The organism is Ectobacillus sp. JY-23 (genome assembly GCF_023022965.1).
Taxonomy (GTDB): Bacteria; Bacillota; Bacilli; order Bacillales; family Bacillaceae_G; genus Ectobacillus.
Genome location: NZ_CP095462.1, coordinates 2268549 through 2284306, shown reverse-complemented (window position 1 = coordinate 2284306; position 15758 = coordinate 2268549). Strand labels below are relative to the sequence as shown.

Genomic DNA, 15758 nt, shown 5'->3' with positions numbered 1-15758 from the left:
CAACATGCCTTTAGTTTCCATGAAAGAAATGCTTAATAAAGCATTGGAAGGTAAGTACGCTGTCGGTCAATTCAACATCAACAACTTGGAGTGGACGCAAGCGATCTTAGCTGCTGCTGAGCAAGAGCAATCTCCTGTCATCCTTGGTGTGTCTGAAGGTGCAGCTCGTCACATGGGCGGCTTCAAGACAACTGTTATGATGGTTAAAGGTTTAATGGAAGATATGAAAATCACGGTTCCTGTAGCAATTCACTTGGACCATGGTTCTAGCTTCGATAAATGTAAAGAAGCGATTGATGCAGGTTTTACATCTGTTATGATCGATGCTTCTCACCATCCATTCGATGAGAACGTAGAGACTACAAAGAAAGTAGTAGAATACGCACATGCGCGCAACGTATCTGTTGAAGCTGAGCTAGGTACTGTCGGTGGTCAAGAAGACGATGTAGTTGCTGAAGGCGTAATTTACGCAGATCCAAATGAGTGCGCTGAGCTTGTAAAACGTACAGGCGTTGACTGCTTAGCTCCAGCATTAGGTTCTGTTCATGGTCCTTACAAAGGCGAGCCAAACCTTGGCTTTAAAGAAATGGAACAAGTTCGCGACTTAACTGGTGTACCATTGGTATTGCACGGCGGTACTGGAATTCCAAAGAGCGATATTGATCGTTCTATCTCTTTAGGTACATCTAAAATCAACGTAAACACAGAAAACCAAATTGCATTTACAAAAGCAGTACGCGAAGTATTGGGTGCAGACGGTGAAGTTTACGATCCACGTAAATACATCGTTCCTGGCCGTGAAGCGATTAAGGCTACAGTTGTAGGTAAAATCCGCGAGTTTGGCTCCAACGGCAAAGCGTAAGCATTGCTTTTCCATAAATTTTATACAGCTTGGAAACCGTCTAGTCTTTTAGACGGTTTCCTTTCGTTGTATAATGAAAGCGGCAACAATTTACAAGAACAGACAAAAAACGCAAGAAAATTGTCTATACTGTAGAAGTATAGGAAATTATGGGGATAAGGAGGATTCACAATATGAAGTTTTTTATTGATACAGCGAATCTAGAAGAAATCAAAGAAATCAACAGCATGGGGATTCTAGCAGGTGTAACGACAAATCCAAGTTTGGTAGCCAAGGAAAAAGGGGTATCCTTCCACGAGCGTTTGCGTGAAATCACTGCTGAGGTAGAGGGCTCTGTCAGCGCAGAGGTAATTGCGTTAACAGCAGCGGAAATGATTGAAGAGGGAAAAGAATTAGCTGCTATTGCACCAAATATTACAGTAAAGGTACCAATGACAGCTGACGGTTTAAAGGCAGTAAAGGCGTTCAGTGAGCTAGGAATTAAAACAAACGTTACACTCATCTTTAACGCAAACCAAGCTTTGCTGGCAGCTCGTGCCGGCGCAACCTATGTATCTCCTTTCTTAGGTCGATTGGATGATATCGGTCAAGATGGCTTAGAGCTGATTGACACAATTTCGGCTATTTTCTTACAGCACAATATCAGAACAGAAATTATTGCGGCGTCCGTGCGTCATCCTGTACATGTAACAGAGGCTGCGCTGCGCGGTGCACATATTGCTACCATCCCTTATAAAGTATTTGGACAACTGATGAAGCATCCGTTAACGGATAAGGGAATTGAACAATTTCTAAATGATTGGAACAACCGATAAGCTGAAAAGGGGTGCAAGATGGAAAAATTACTTATTGAAGGCGGTATGCCCCTACGTGGGACAGTGCGTATCAGCGGCGCAAAAAACAGTGCAGTAGCACTTATACCGGCTACAATTCTTGCGGAAACACCAGTGACAATTGGGGGCATTCCCAATATTTCAGATGTAGGTGTACTTGGAGATTTATTAGAAGAGATTGGCGGAGTTGTTACGTTTGATGGACAAGATATGACCGTAGATCCTTCTAAAATGATCGGTATGCCACTTCCAAACGGTAAGGTAAAGAAACTACGCGCTTCTTATTATTTAATGGGAGCTATGCTTGGGCGTTTCAAAAAGGCTGTTATTGGTTTGCCGGGTGGTTGTCACCTTGGACCACGTCCTATTGATCAGCATATTAAAGGCTTTGAAGCATTAGGGGCGCAAGTGACAAACGAGCAAGGCGCTATTTATTTACGTGCTGATGAGCTGCGCGGTGCACGTATCTATCTTGATGTGGTGAGCGTAGGAGCAACCATTAACATCATGCTTGCGGCAGTTCGTGCCAAAGGCAGAACTATTATCGAAAATGCAGCAAAAGAACCGGAAATTATTGATGTTGCCACTTTGCTTACAAGTATGGGCGCGCGTATTAAAGGAGCCGGTACAGATGTGATTCGCATCGACGGCGTAGATTCTTTAAAAGGCTGTTATCATTCTATTATCCCAGATCGCATTGAAGCAGGTACATTCATGATTTTAGCAGCAGCTGCAGGTGAACGCATTATAATTGATAATGTCATCCCGCAACACCTTGAGTCCGTAACGGCTAAGCTTCGGGAAATGGGTGTACAAATCGAGACTCTTGATGATCAAATGATTGTGACAGGCGGCAATGACCTGAAGACAGTAGATATTAAAACACTTGTTTATCCAGGATTTGCAACAGATCTTCAACAACCGTTCACATCCTTGCTGACTAAGGCAAAAGGGACAGGTGTTGTAACTGATACCATTTACGGCGCGCGTTTTAAGCATATTGATGAATTGCGTCGTATGAATGCCAATATTAAGGTAGAAGGCCGAACTGCTATCGTCAATGGCCCGGTTGCCTTACAAGGTGCCAAAGTAAAGGCAAGTGATTTGCGAGCTGGTGCAGCTTTGGTAATTGCCGGGTTAATGGCACGTGGTATAACAGAAGTAACAGGACTTGAACACATTGATCGAGGGTATGAGGATTTAGAAAATAAATTGCGCGGTCTCGGCGCGCGTATTTGGCGAGAAAAGCTGACAGAACAAGAAATTGAGCAGGTGCAAAACTCGTAAATTGCGTAAAAGGGAGATGGGGAGAAATGGAAAGAAGTTTATCGATGGAATTGGTTCGTGTTACAGAGGCGGCAGCACTATCAGCAGCGCGTTGGATGGGACGTGGTAAGAAGGATGAAGCAGATGATGCGGCAACATCCGCTATGCGCGATGTATTTGATACGATTCCAATGAAGGGGACTGTTGTTATCGGAGAAGGCGAAATGGATGAAGCGCCGATGCTGTATATTGGGGAAAAGCTCGGCACAGGCTATGGCCCACGCGTAGACGTGGCAGTCGATCCACTAGAAGGGACAAACATCGTATCCTCCGGCGGTTGGAATGCGCTAGCTGTCTTGGCAGTTGCAGACCACGGCAACTTGCTTCATGCGCCGGATATGTATATGGATAAGATTGCAGTTGGACCGGAAGCAGTTGGTGCTATTGATATCAATGCACCAATTATTGATAACCTCCGTGCAGTTGCAAAGGCAAAGGGCAAAGATATTGAAGATGTTGTAGCGACTATTTTAAATCGTCCGCGACATGAACATATCATTGAAGAGATTAGAAGAGCTGGTGCCCGCATTAAGCTAATTAATGACGGTGACGTGGCTGGTGCAATTAACACAGCTTTTGATCATACAGGTGTGGATATTTTATTCGGATCAGGTGGTGCGCCTGAGGGTGTGCTTGCGGCAGTTGCACTAAAGTGCCTCGGCGGCGAGCTGCAAGGCAAGCTTCTGCCGCAAAGTGAAGAAGAACTGATTCGTTGTACAAAGATGGGCATCATTGATGTGAATCGGGTTTTACGTATGGAAGACCTTGTACGAGGTGATGATGCAATCTTCGCAGCGACGGGCGTAACAGACGGCGAATTGCTGCGCGGCGTACAATTCAAAGGAACGGTTGGTACCACACATTCTGTTGTTATGCGTGCGAAGTCCGGTACAGTTCGCTTTATTGATGGACGCCATAGTCTCCAGAAAAAACCAAACCTGGTCATTAAATAAGGCTCTTTTCTAAAAGATTGTTGTTTTTAGATAGAATTCTTTATTTCAGGTTGGTTGGACCGGAAGGTGCGAGACTCCACAGGCTGTAAGCCGAGGAGGCTCACCGCACGCCCCGCGGAAATCAAGCATGCCCCACTACTTGTTACATCGCAAAAAAGTTTGCGAAAACAGCCTTAAATAAAAGGAGGGTGTCCTAAGGGGCACCCTTTCCATACTGAAAAGGAAAGGTTTATTTTTACCATTCTTATGCTGTATCTTTCAAACAAGCATTGATTAAACCTAGAAAAAGAGGTTACAATAGGGAATATTAATCTGCATGTATTTACATCTTTCATAATACCTTCCGTTTTTTCCTTTCTAGATAAGTTCAATTTGTCTTCTGACAGACTGCCGTAGCCAATATATAATTAAAATTTACTGAGCCAAAGGTATCTGGTGGATGCCGTTGAATTTATGAAAAATAAATAGAATAAATTAAAGTGTGGTGTCCCAATGAATTTAACAATTTCAGCATTAGAAGGCATGAAGTTAAAAGAGCTTTATGAACATGCGAAGAGTTTTAAAATTTCCTACTACAGTAAACTAACAAAAAAAGAGCTGATTTTTGCTATTTTGAAAGCGCAAGCAGAAAAAGAAGGCTTTTTCTTTATGGAAGGCGTTTTAGAAATTATTCAATCCGAGGGATTTGGCTTCTTACGTCCAATCAATTACTCCCCAAGCTCTGAAGATATTTATATTTCCGCATCGCAAATCCGCAGATTCGACTTACGTAACGGTGATAAAGTATCAGGGAAGGTTCGTCCGCCAAAAGAAAATGAGCGTTACTTTGGTTTACTGCAGGTAGAAGCAGTAAATGGCGATAATCCTGAATCAGCGAAGGAGCGCGTTCACTTTCCAGCGCTTACACCGCTATATCCTGACCGTCAGATGAAGCTGGAAACAGAAGCGAAAGGATTATCAACGCGTATTATGGATCTTATAGCACCAGTGGGGTTTGGTCAGCGTGGTTTAATTGTCGCACCTCCAAAGGCTGGTAAAACAATGCTTCTAAAGGAAATTGCGAACAGCATTACAACAAACCATCCAGAAGCAGAGCTTATTGTATTGCTAATTGATGAGCGGCCGGAAGAAGTTACAGATATTGAACGCTCTGTAGCCGGTGATGTAGTAAGTTCAACATTTGACGAAGTACCAGAAAACCATATTAAAGTGGCAGAGCTTGTGCTTGAGCGTGCGATGCGTCTTGTTGAACATAAAAAGGATGTTGTAATCTTAATGGATAGTATTACTCGTTTAGCTCGTGCATATAACCTGGTAATTCCCCCAAGTGGGCGCACACTATCCGGTGGTATTGATCCAGCAGCCTTTCATCGTCCAAAACGCTTCTTTGGTGCAGCGCGTAATATTGAGGAAGGTGGCAGCTTAACCATTCTCGCTACGGCACTTGTCGATACCGGCTCTCGTATGGATGACGTCATTTATGAGGAATTTAAAGGAACGGGTAACATGGAATTGCATTTAGATCGCGCACTTGCAGAGCGTCGTATCTTCCCGGCAATCGATATTCGCCGCTCCGGTACGCGTAAAGAAGATTTACTCATACCAAAAGAGCATCTTGATAAACTATGGGGAATTCGCAAGGCGATGACGGACGCACCAGATTTTACAGATCGTCTATTACGCACATTGCGTAAAACAAAATCAAATGAAGAATTCTTCCAAATTGTATCAAAAGAACAAAAAAGCCCGGTCACAATGAAATAGCATAGAACACACAATGTGCCTGTACTTGGTTCATCATGTGTTCCTAAAAATACTAAAAACAGGTAGTTGCAAAATCAATTTTACCTTGTTATAATTTCATCATGTGTGTTTCATCGATAGACTATGCTGGTATAGCATTTGATGAAAAACTCTGTTTCTAAAATGATTCAGGGCGGAAGGAGATGAAAAGAATGAAACAAGGAATTCATCCAGATTATAAGAAGGTTGTTTTCATGGATACAAACACTGGATTCAAGTTTTTAACTGGTTCTACAAAGTATTCTGCTGAAACAATCGAATGGGAAGACGGTAACACTTACCCACTAATTAAAGTGGAGATCAGTTCTGACTCTCACCCATTCTACACAGGACGTCAGAAATTCGCTACTGCAGACGGACGTGTTGATCGCTTCAACAAAAAATACGGCCTTAAGTAATAGCTGCGTTCCTACGAATGATATGGAAATAAAGCAGGCAAGCACCGCTTGCCTGCTTTTTTTAGGCATAAAAAGCGAGCGAAAGCGCTTCGCTTACCACGGAAGCACGGGGATTCCCGTGCTCCGTTTTTGAGATTACGCTTCTTGCAATGAGGAGGCTTATTATGTACTTAATGAATCGAAACGGCTGGATTGAAGTCATTTGTGGCAGCATGTTTTCCGGTAAATCAGAAGAACTGATTCGCCGTGTGCGCCGCACACAATTTGCAAAGCAAAAAGCAGTTGTGTTCAAACCCGGCATTGATACAAGATATAGCGAAGAAGATGTTGTCTCGCACAATGGCGCTAAGGTAACCGCAATTCCTGTTTCATCATCACTGCAGATTTTGCATCATGTAACAGAGGAAATGGATGTAATTGCAATTGACGAGGTGCAGTTTTTTGATGATGACATTGTAGAGGTTGTTCAAACATTAGCAAACCGTGGCTACCGTGTCATTGTGGCAGGACTTGACCAGGACTTCCGCGGTGTTCCGTTCGGGCAAGTTCCGGCGCTTATGGCAATTGCGGAGCATGTAACCAAGCTACAAGCTGTATGCTCATCATGCGGCGCACCTGCAAGCCGTACGCAGCGTTTAATTGATGGCAAACCAGCAGGCTTTCATGAGCCTGTCATCTTGGTCGGGGCATCAGAATCCTACGAACCGCGCTGTCGTCATTGCCACGAGGTACCGGAAGAATAAAAACTCGCTAACCAGCGGGTTTTTTTCAAAGGGCGCTACTTTGTAAAACTACAAAAAAACAGATATACTAATTATAGAATGAAAATGTTGAGGTGAGTGACGTGTTAGATCGTTTACAAGCTGTAGAAAACCGTTACGAAAAACTGAACGAACTTTTGAGTGATCCAGCTGTTGTTAATGATCCAAAAAAGCTTCGTGAGTATTCGAAAGAGCAATCTGATATTCAAGAAACGGTAGCGGCATACCGCGAATACAAAAGTGTTCGTGAGCAATTGAAAGATGCAAAGACCATGCTTGAAGACAAATTGGATGCGGATATGCGTGAAATGGTAAAAGAAGAAATATCCGAACTGGAAACACAGGAGCAAGAGCTTTCTGATCGCCTGAAAGTATTGTTAATTCCAAAAGATCCAAACGATGATAAGAACGTTATTATTGAGATTCGCGGTGCTGCAGGCGGAGACGAGGCAGCTCTGTTCGCAGGTGATTTGTACCGTATGTACAGCCGTTATGCAGAGATGCAAGGATGGAAGCCTGAGGTTATTGAAGCGAGCCCAACAGGACTTGGCGGGTTTAAAGAAATTATCTTTATGATCAATGGGAACGGCGCTTACTCTAAAATGAAATTTGAAAATGGCGCGCACCGTGTACAGCGTGTACCTGAAACAGAATCAGGCGGCCGCATTCATACATCTACCGCCACTGTGGCCGTGTTGCCAGAGGCGGAAGAAGTAGAAGTAGAAATTCATGAAAAAGACATTCGCGTTGATACATTCGCATCCAGTGGACCGGGCGGACAAAGCGTTAATACAACAATGTCAGCCGTTCGTTTAACGCACTTGCCGACAGGCGTTGTTGTATCGTGTCAGGATGAGAAGTCTCAGATTAAAAACAAAGAAAAAGCTATGAAGGTATTGCGTGCCCGCGTGTATGATAAGTTTCAGCAGGAAGCGCAGGCGGAATACGATCAAAACCGTAAACAAGCGGTGGGTACGGGCGACCGTTCCGAGCGTATCCGTACTTACAACTTCCCGCAAAACCGTGTTACTGACCATCGCATCGGTTTGACAATCCAAAAGCTTGATCAAATTCTTCAAGGGAAGCTTGATGAGTTTATCAATGCTTTGATCATGGACGATCAAGCGAAGCGCATGGAGGCAGCGGAATAATGCGCGTGTACGAAGCCCTAAAATGGGCTTCTTCTTTTTTGCGGGAAAAAGGACGTGAAGAACATGCTGCTGAAGTACTTTTGCTTCATGTATTAGGGGTAAATCGAACAGAGTTATTAATGCAAATGCGCGATATACTGGACGATGCACAAATCAATGCTTTTAAAGATATGGTGATTCGTCATGGTGAGGGAAGTCCCGTTCAATATATGATTGGGCATGAAATGTTTTATGGCAGACCCTTTCACGTTAACGAGGAAGTACTGATTCCAAGGCCGGAAACGGAAGAGCTGATTGAAGGTGTGCTGCAGCGCATTGAAACTCACTTTGGAAATGAACGCTTAAAGGTCGCAGATATTGGAACAGGAAGCGGCGCAATTGCCGTTACATTAGCACTTGAAAACAAAAACCTGCAAGTTACAACCGTGGATATTGCCGCAGCTTCCATTGAAGTTGCAAAGAATAATGCCAAAATGCTGGAGGCAGAAGTGACATTCTATCACGGTGATCTACTGCAGCCTTTCATTCAAAATGGTCAGAAGCTTGATGTGGTAGTTTCTAATCCGCCTTACATACCGCAGCGCGAATGGGAAGAACTTTCCCCGGTTGTAAAAGATTACGAACCAGTACGCGCGCTTGTCGGTGGAGAAGATGGACTCGACTTTTATCGCCGCTTTATGATAGAACTGCCGCAGGTACTGCAACCAAAAGCACTTGTTGCCTTTGAATATGGGGCAGGACAAGGAAAAGCCATCAAGAAAATGCTTGCAGACACCTTCCCTGAGGCTCGCGTAGAAATTGTATATGATATCAACGGCAAAGACCGCATGGTATTTGCAACAATCGGATAAAAGCGACTTGCACCAAAAGTCGCCTTTATCCCTTCCTTATTCGAGACCACCTCGCTACATGATGGTCTCACCAAGAACGAGGCGCACATAAGGCCCCACCCGCAACAACCCAAAGCCCGTTCCTCTCTCTAATCTAAAAAAATCTTTTTTTAGATTACTAGTTTAGAAACAAGCAAACCTGCCTACACTGTTTTATTAGAAGGGACGGTGTGGAGGATGAAGAAACAGGTTATCGCATTTCTTATTTTATTGGTGATCGGTGCCCAGTTCATGGCGCATTTCGGATATATGCAAGCAGAAGCTAAGGTTATTCCAAATGAGGCAATTCGCCTGCGAATTCTGGCTAACAGTGATTCTGATAAAGATCAGGCATTAAAACGTAAAGTACGCGATGAAGTAAAAGCACAAATTGACACATGGGTAGCTGATTTAACCTCTATTGAAGATGCGCGTACCATCATTCAAAGCCGCATCCCAGAGCTTGAGAAGACAGTTGCAAAGGTATTGAAACAAGAAAAAAGTAATCAAAGCTATAAAGTTGAGTTCGGTAAGCATGTAAAGTTTCCAACAAAGCAATACGGTAACTTTTTATATCCTGCCGGTGAATACGAAGCGGTGCTTGTAACTTTGGGAGCAGGAGAAGGTGCGAATTGGTGGTGCGTACTTTTTCCGCCATTATGCTTCTTAGATTTTGCGAGTGGTACCGCTATTAAAAAACAAGAAGTAAAAAAAGAGTCTCTAGCAGAAGAAAAAGCTGTGGAAGAAATAGAAGAAGTAGAAGAAGCTGAGAAGGAAAAGCCAGTCGTTCAAAAGTCAGCTGAGAAAAAAATAGCGAAAGTGCAAACGAAAAAAATGGACATAAAGCGATTAGCAAAGGAAGAAAAGCTGCTAGAGCAAGTGGTAGCTGCCGCTGAAACGGAATCTGTAGAAGAACCTGAAGCTAAGATGGAGGTAGAGATAGAAGAAGAGCCAGAAGTGAAGTTCTTTTTGGTAGAAGTAGTCGCATCTCTATTTTCTAAATAAGTTCTAATCGGACATCCCCTGCATATAGTGAAAGTAAAGGGGGTGTCCGTGATGCGTTTTGCAACGGAGCGGGATGTGGATAACTTAATTGCATTTTTAGGACAAGCTGATATTGACGGTAAAAGTATACGTGAAATATACGCGCAGTTTATGGTTGTTGAGGATGAAAACGGAACAATCACAGGTACAATTGGTTATGAAAAGGCGGGAAATCAAGGTTTGCTTCGTTCACTTGTTTTGAAAAGTGGGGTTGATCAAGCGCAATTGTTGTATTTGATGCAGAGCTTTTTCTTCTATTTAGAAAAGCAAGCTGTGGAAAAGCTATACTTAGTCACAGATAAAAAGCAATCTGTACCGCTGTTTCATGCCTTTGGTTTTGAAGCTGTGGAAAAGTCTGATGTTCCAAATGCTGTTAGTGAACTTCAGCACTTTAAAAGGAGCATAGAACGCCCCGGATCCTTTATTTTATGTGGAAAAACAGGATTGTAAGAATTGTCAGCTATTCACAAAGTTATCCACTGAATCCAAAGGTTTATCCACAATCCGTGGATAAACCTTGTTTGTGTTTTATATAATGCTCATAGTAAACTGTGTAATACAAGGGAAATTTACGAAATAAGGGTGTGAAGGAAGTTGAAAATGAAGTATTGGTCTGTGGATAAAGATGTTGAAAATGAAAAAAATTATCCACAAATACATGAAGCGGCGATGTTGCTTCGTGACGGAGAAGCGATTGCTTTCCCAACAGAAACAGTATATGGCCTTGGTGCAGACGCGACAAGTGATGCGGCAGTGACAAAAATTTTTGAAGCAAAGGGCAGACCGAGCGATAATCCACTCATTGTCCACATTGCAAGTCAGTCGCAGCTGGAAAAGCTGGTTTCGGATGTTCCTCCCATTGCGCGTGTATTGATGGAGCACTTTTGGCCGGGTCCGCTCACCTTAATTTTTCCAAAACGAGACGGTGTTTCCACAAAGGTAACTGCAGGTTTGGATACTGTTGCTGTGCGCATGCCAGATCATGACATTGCTTTAGCTCTTATCGCAGCGGCCGATGTGCCAGTCGCAGCACCGAGTGCAAATCGTTCGGGACGACCAAGTCCAACGCTTGCTTCTCATGTGAAAGAGGATTTAGAAGGTAAAATTGCCGGTATTGTAGACGGAGGAGCTACGGGTGTCGGGGTAGAGTCCACGGTGCTTGATTGTACAGGCAATGTTCCGGTCATTTTACGTCCAGGCGGGGTTACGAAAGAGCAATTAGAAGAAGTGATTGGTGCAGTTATGGTTGATCCGGGACTTGAAAGCAATGTGGAGAAGCCCAAATCGCCAGGCATGAAGTATACACATTATGCGCCAAAGGCCCCGCTCGTTATTGCGGATGGATCAACGTCATTTGTGCAAGCCCTTATTGACGAAGCGAGGCAGGAAGGCCTGAAAGTCGGTGTTCTCACAACTGCGGAACAAAAAGGTAGTTATAAAGCAGATCAAATCATCATATGTGGTAAGCGTGAGGATTTATCCACAGTCGCCGCTGGTTTGTATGAAGCACTGCGAGGCTTTGATAGTACAGATGTAGATGTAATTTACAGTGAAGCATTTCCGAAAATTGGAATTGGTATTGCGGTGATGAATCGCCTTGTTAAGGCTGCTGGTCACCAGGTCATAAAAGAATAGTCTAACTCTCCTTGGACGTGCATATCTTTAATTAGCAGGTCCAAGGAGGGAAGACATGAATATTCAACATATTATCGGAGAGATTTTAACTCTCACCATCATGGCATTTGCCCTTGGGCTTGATGCCTTTTCTGTCAGTCTTGGCATGGGGATGGTTCGTCTTAGACTGAAACAAATCTTTTACATAGGGCTGACAATTGGTGCATTCCACGTTGTGATGCCGCTGCTTGGCATGTTAATTGGGCGGCTACTGTCAGCACGATTTGGTGAACTTGCGACAATTGCCGGCGGTATTCTGTTAATCGGGCTGGGTTTTCATATTATTTATTCCAATTTATTTGGCTCGGAAGAAAGCAAAGTCGCACCATCCGGTCTTGGCTTATATCTATTTGCTTTTTCCGTCAGCTTGGACAGCTTCTCAGTTGGCTTAAGCCTTGGTATTTATGGAGCGCGTACATGGGCGACCATTGTCATTTTCGGCTTAGTCAGCGCATTTCTAACATGGTCAGGCCTGCTGCTGGGGAGACATGCCACAAAAGTACTTGGCACATACGGCGAAGTACTAGGCGGTAGTATTTTAATAGGATTTGGTTTGAAACTGCTGTTTCCGATATAATGAAAAATCCACTTACACCAGAGTGGGTTTTTTGATTTGTGGGAATATCCTCTCAGGAGCTTAGCCGTCACCATCACAAGATAAAAAATATCTTTAAAATTATAAAAAAACGATCCAAGTGTTATTTTCTTTCGTTAGTTATATAGAGAGGGAAATCCTCTCTTTGCTCTCTGGATGAGAGCGCCTGCTTTCCTTTTCCGCCCTGATGACGGGTACCCTAATTGATGGGCTGCTTCCCCAAGAGGCAGCTCTTTTTTATTGTTACTTGTAGATAAACAGATGTAAATTTATGGGATTGTGAAGGCGCGATACCTACAGTAAAATAATAGTAGAGAAAGAGTAAAATGGTATAAGGTAGGGGGAGTATATTGTCACAAAATTGGTTTCAGACAATAGTAGATAGCGTAATCCGAAAGGTACAAGGAACGGATGAGATAAAGGGGGAAATTGTGTTGTTACCCAGTGAACAATCTATTACGGTGCAGCTAAGCCAGAAAGAAGCATTTTTTCTGTTTCAAAAAATGGGAATGCAAGAGCTACCGCTAGCGAATCCCTTTGTAGGTAAGAGTACCGAGGAGATGGAGAAAGAATGGCTACAGGTAAAAGCTGCGTTAATCAAAGATGAGATTTTGGAAGAAAAAAGAGGAAAGCTGGCTGTTGAACCAGTTACATATACGCTTTTACAAATCTGTAAGCTTAGCAGCGTTGTTTCTCGTCTTGTTTTGCACGGTGAAGAACCGATGGATGGTCATTATTATTTTTCCTCGCAAAAGATTGTAGAAGTAGAGAGTGGCCAAAATGAAAGTGAATGTACACTGAATACCATAAAAGACTTTGAAGAGTATCTGGATTCTTTAGGTAACTACTATATCCAAGCGAATGATACATCAGCGTTGGATATGAGGGGTGCTATAAGTGTAAGTGGTTATGAAGAGCTGATGAAGAACTTACCGCAGCTTCGGAAAGAAGGAATTCTTGATAGACTGCACATAGAAAACATATCGGCGGAGCTTGCGGAGGCTTTTGCATCGTCTTTGGTAGAAACAGAGAGATACGGTTCTTATGCAGTTTCCAAAAGAGTCAAAAGCGGCTGGGAGACCAAAGGAGTAGGCTTTGTTATCGGCCACACAAACAACTGGATTATCGTTCCAAACGTCGAACAAGCTGACATTTACACCATAGGCGATATAGAGCTTATCACGTATATGTATGACATGGTGACGGAAGCACTGTAGTGTAAAAATGGGGAAAGGCGGTATCGCTATTGAGTAGAATTGTTGTAACAGAACAGTATTTAATGTCATTAAGTAATGAATTAAAAGCTGCAATGGATCACCTGAAGCAGGTTGACAGTAAGGTCCAAAGATCATTACATGCCATTCCGTGGGAATCTCAAAACCGTGGAGAAATTTTAAGTATGTACGGTTCATATCAGCAAAAGCTGCGTATCGCAAATGAGCAATTAACAGCACTGTCTAAATTTGTGGATACGACAAAAGAGAACTTTATAAAAGCAGATCAATCATTCCTTGGCATGAAAGGATTTAATGGGATGGCACCGATTGACGGGCTAGGCAATACGTTTGGTACTGTCACGGGTGCATTGGCAGTGGCGCATGTTGGTTATAAGGTAACAAAGGACGGCTATAAAGTTGTAAAGCAATTAGATAGACATAGACCGCGCATCCTCGTTAGAGAAGATCATCAATCTGCAGCCCATCAGAAAAGAATGAAGGGCCGGGAACATAAAATTTATTACGTGGACCAAATAAATAAGCAGCTTGCGAATGGTACGGCGGATGCAAAAACAAGGGAAGTTGCAGCAATGATTAAGCCAGGGAGTGCCGTGAAAATGGCACTCAAGGATAAACTGGGGTGGGCCAGTGTTGCAATAGATACTTATAACGATACATCCGATAATATCAAAAGCGGGGCATCAGGTGATAAAATTGCGGGAGATATTATGGGAAATGTAGCTGTAGGAGCGGCTACAACGGTAGGGGCAGCGGCACTTACAGTGGCGATTTTGCCGGCGGCTGTACCCGCACTGGGGATAGCGGCTGCAGGATTTGCAGTTTCTGTCGGTGCTACCTATATCGCAGAAGGCATTAAATGGGATGTGGACACAAATGGCGATGGGGAGGATGATACGATTAAAGATATGGTAAAGACCGGAGCGCAAAAAGTATGTTCGACTGTTGCTGGTTGGTTTAAATAACATTATGGGGGCACTAACAGCATGAATAAAGCTATAGCCTATAATAAAAAAGCTCTTCAACAATATATGTTTTTATATCCCGTTAGTGGTGTTAGAGAAAATCTAGTAGCGCTTATAGTAGGGGCGGATGTTTTTATAGTTGTTCTCACCCTAGCCCCGCCGTTTCAGCTACTATATGCAGTTTTGCTGTTATCCCCAATTGCCTTTCTGAATATATGGGCAATTTGGATTGCCATTCATCCTCGGAAACGAAGTGTGCAATATATCTTGTTTCGCGGGGTGTTTGGTGTTGTATTTTCGTTTGGGTTAATGACGTTAACACAAAAGATGGCATATGGCATGATTGGCTTACAAACGCCGCTTTATTTTATTGTGTCTTTTAGTCTATACGGTCTAGCACTTTATGGATATACAAAGCGTCATATTCAAAAATTAAAAGAGCCCATTAAAAACCAAGAGATGGCAGGGAAGTTTGGTGGCAGTTTAGCGGCGGCTGTTGGATTAGGTTATCTTGTCGCAAATGTAAGCGTGGGGTATGCTACACAACAAATGGTGGCTGTTGTTTTGATGAGTGTGTTTACCGTGCTTTCGTTCGTTACGTTTCACTTTATCATGGAGCTGCATCGCTACTACATTATTAAAAAGTACAGCTAAACAAGAGGGGAGACCGCTATGAAATATGGGAAGGACAAGCTATTGCCTAATGGGTCGATTGTGCTGCTGAAGGAAGGTGAAAAGCGTTTGGTTATTTACGGACGCAAGCAGCTGCTGATGCGACAGGAGCCCGTCATGTATGATTATATTGGCTGCTTCTATCCAGAGGGCTATATCAACCCAGATTATACATTTGTGTTTAATCATGAAGATATTGAAGACATCGTCTTTGTTGGCTTTTCTGATGAAGAAGAAGAAAAGTTTGCAACATTGCTCGGGGAATAAAGAAGAAGCACCACAGTCTGTGGTGCTTTTATCTATTTAAGTCAGCTTCTCTAAAGCGCTGCGCAGTACTTTGTAGCTTAGCTTGTGTTTGCTGTAAACCCTCTATGTAATGCTCTAGAGCGGCAGTACTTTGGTTCAATTGATTCAAAAACTGCTGATGCTTATTTCCTTCCCACTTTCCCTGTGAATCTGTTCCTAACCGTTTAATCTTATTGGCAACTTCTCGGCATTCGGTGCTCGCTGCCGCAAATTGCTTTGCAATTCTATCTAATTCTTCTGGTACGACATGAATTCTATTACGCAATATTCTTCCCCCTGTAAACACTTTTTTACAGCTATCATACCATGGA

18 protein-coding genes are annotated in these 15758 nt (G+C 43.1%); 17 read left to right on the top strand and 1 reads right to left on the bottom strand.

What is annotated here, in order from left to right:
- Positions 1-4: 4 nt before the first annotated feature.
- The 17 genes from MUG87_RS11800 to MUG87_RS11720 all read left to right on the top strand — a co-directional run bounded on the left by MUG87_RS11800 (position 5) and on the right by MUG87_RS11720 (position 15408).
- Positions 5-862, top strand: a complete 858-nt coding sequence (locus tag MUG87_RS11800; protein ID WP_124564125.1) for a class II fructose-bisphosphate aldolase — start codon at positions 5-7, stop codon at positions 860-862.
- Positions 863-1035: 173 nt separating this feature from the next.
- Positions 1036-1677: a fructose-6-phosphate aldolase gene (gene fsa / locus MUG87_RS11795; RefSeq protein WP_247082346.1), complete on the top strand. Its 642-nt coding sequence runs from the start codon at positions 1036-1038 to the stop codon at positions 1675-1677.
- 18 nt (positions 1678-1695) lie between these two features.
- A complete protein-coding gene (locus tag MUG87_RS11790; protein WP_247082344.1) occupies positions 1696-2982 on the top strand; it encodes a UDP-N-acetylglucosamine 1-carboxyvinyltransferase in 1287 nt (428 codons plus the stop codon).
- 26 nt (positions 2983-3008) lie between these two features.
- Entirely contained in the window at positions 3009-3974 is a 966-nt protein-coding gene (glpX, locus tag MUG87_RS11785) for a class II fructose-bisphosphatase (RefSeq protein ID WP_247082342.1), read from the top strand.
- A 492-nt stretch (positions 3975-4466) separates the two neighbouring features.
- On the top strand, positions 4467-5738 hold the full coding sequence (gene rho / locus MUG87_RS11780) for a transcription termination factor Rho (RefSeq protein ID WP_247082340.1): 1272 nt from the start codon (positions 4467-4469) through the stop codon (positions 5736-5738).
- Positions 5739-5929: 191 nt separating this feature from the next.
- Entirely contained in the window at positions 5930-6175 is a 246-nt protein-coding gene (locus MUG87_RS11775) for a type B 50S ribosomal protein L31 (RefSeq protein ID WP_124564120.1), read from the top strand.
- Between the two features lie 164 nt (positions 6176-6339).
- Positions 6340-6918 (top strand): thymidine kinase, encoded by a 579-nt coding sequence (locus tag MUG87_RS11770; RefSeq protein ID WP_247082338.1) that lies wholly within the window; start codon positions 6340-6342, stop codon positions 6916-6918.
- Positions 6919-7019: 101 nt separating this feature from the next.
- The gene (prfA, locus tag MUG87_RS11765; protein ID WP_247082329.1) at positions 7020-8087 is read left to right on the top strand and encodes a peptide chain release factor 1; all 1068 of its coding nucleotides are present in this window, start codon (positions 7020-7022) and stop codon (positions 8085-8087) included.
- Positions 8087-8938, top strand: coding sequence for a peptide chain release factor N(5)-glutamine methyltransferase (gene prmC, locus MUG87_RS11760; RefSeq protein ID WP_247082327.1), 852 nt, complete (start codon positions 8087-8089; stop codon positions 8936-8938). Before prfA ends, prmC begins: the two co-directional genes overlap by 1 nt.
- A gap of 216 nt (positions 8939-9154) precedes the next feature.
- The gene (gene spoIIR, locus MUG87_RS11755) at positions 9155-9961 is read left to right on the top strand and encodes a stage II sporulation protein R (protein WP_247082325.1); all 807 of its coding nucleotides are present in this window, start codon (positions 9155-9157) and stop codon (positions 9959-9961) included.
- Between the two features lie 51 nt (positions 9962-10012).
- Positions 10013-10450, top strand: coding sequence for a mechanosensitive ion channel protein (locus MUG87_RS11750; RefSeq protein ID WP_247082323.1), 438 nt, complete (start codon positions 10013-10015; stop codon positions 10448-10450).
- A 150-nt stretch (positions 10451-10600) separates the two neighbouring features.
- Complete coding sequence (locus tag MUG87_RS11745) at positions 10601-11635, top strand: L-threonylcarbamoyladenylate synthase (protein WP_247082321.1); 1035 nt, start codon at positions 10601-10603, stop codon at positions 11633-11635.
- A 55-nt stretch (positions 11636-11690) separates the two neighbouring features.
- Positions 11691-12251 (top strand): manganese efflux pump MntP, encoded by a 561-nt coding sequence (locus tag MUG87_RS11740; protein ID WP_247082319.1) that lies wholly within the window; start codon positions 11691-11693, stop codon positions 12249-12251.
- A gap of 368 nt (positions 12252-12619) precedes the next feature.
- Positions 12620-13486, top strand: coding sequence for a hypothetical protein (locus MUG87_RS11735; RefSeq protein WP_247082317.1), 867 nt, complete (start codon positions 12620-12622; stop codon positions 13484-13486).
- 29 nt (positions 13487-13515) lie between these two features.
- Positions 13516-14469: a hypothetical protein gene (locus MUG87_RS11730; protein WP_247082315.1), complete on the top strand. Its 954-nt coding sequence runs from the start codon at positions 13516-13518 to the stop codon at positions 14467-14469.
- Between the two features lie 21 nt (positions 14470-14490).
- Positions 14491-15123 carry a hypothetical protein gene (locus MUG87_RS11725; protein ID WP_247082313.1) on the top strand — a complete coding sequence of 211 codons (633 nt, stop codon included), beginning with the start codon at positions 14491-14493 and terminating at the stop codon, positions 15121-15123.
- An 18-nt stretch (positions 15124-15141) separates the two neighbouring features.
- A complete protein-coding gene (locus MUG87_RS11720) occupies positions 15142-15408 on the top strand; it encodes a DUF4176 domain-containing protein (protein ID WP_247082311.1) in 267 nt (88 codons plus the stop codon).
- 28 nt (positions 15409-15436) lie between these two features.
- Here MUG87_RS11720 and MUG87_RS11715 read toward each other — a convergent pair whose 3' ends face one another.
- Positions 15437-15712, bottom strand: coding sequence for a WXG100 family type VII secretion target (locus tag MUG87_RS11715; RefSeq protein ID WP_247082309.1), 276 nt, complete (start codon positions 15710-15712; stop codon positions 15437-15439).
- Between the last annotated feature and the right edge of the window lie 46 nt (positions 15713-15758).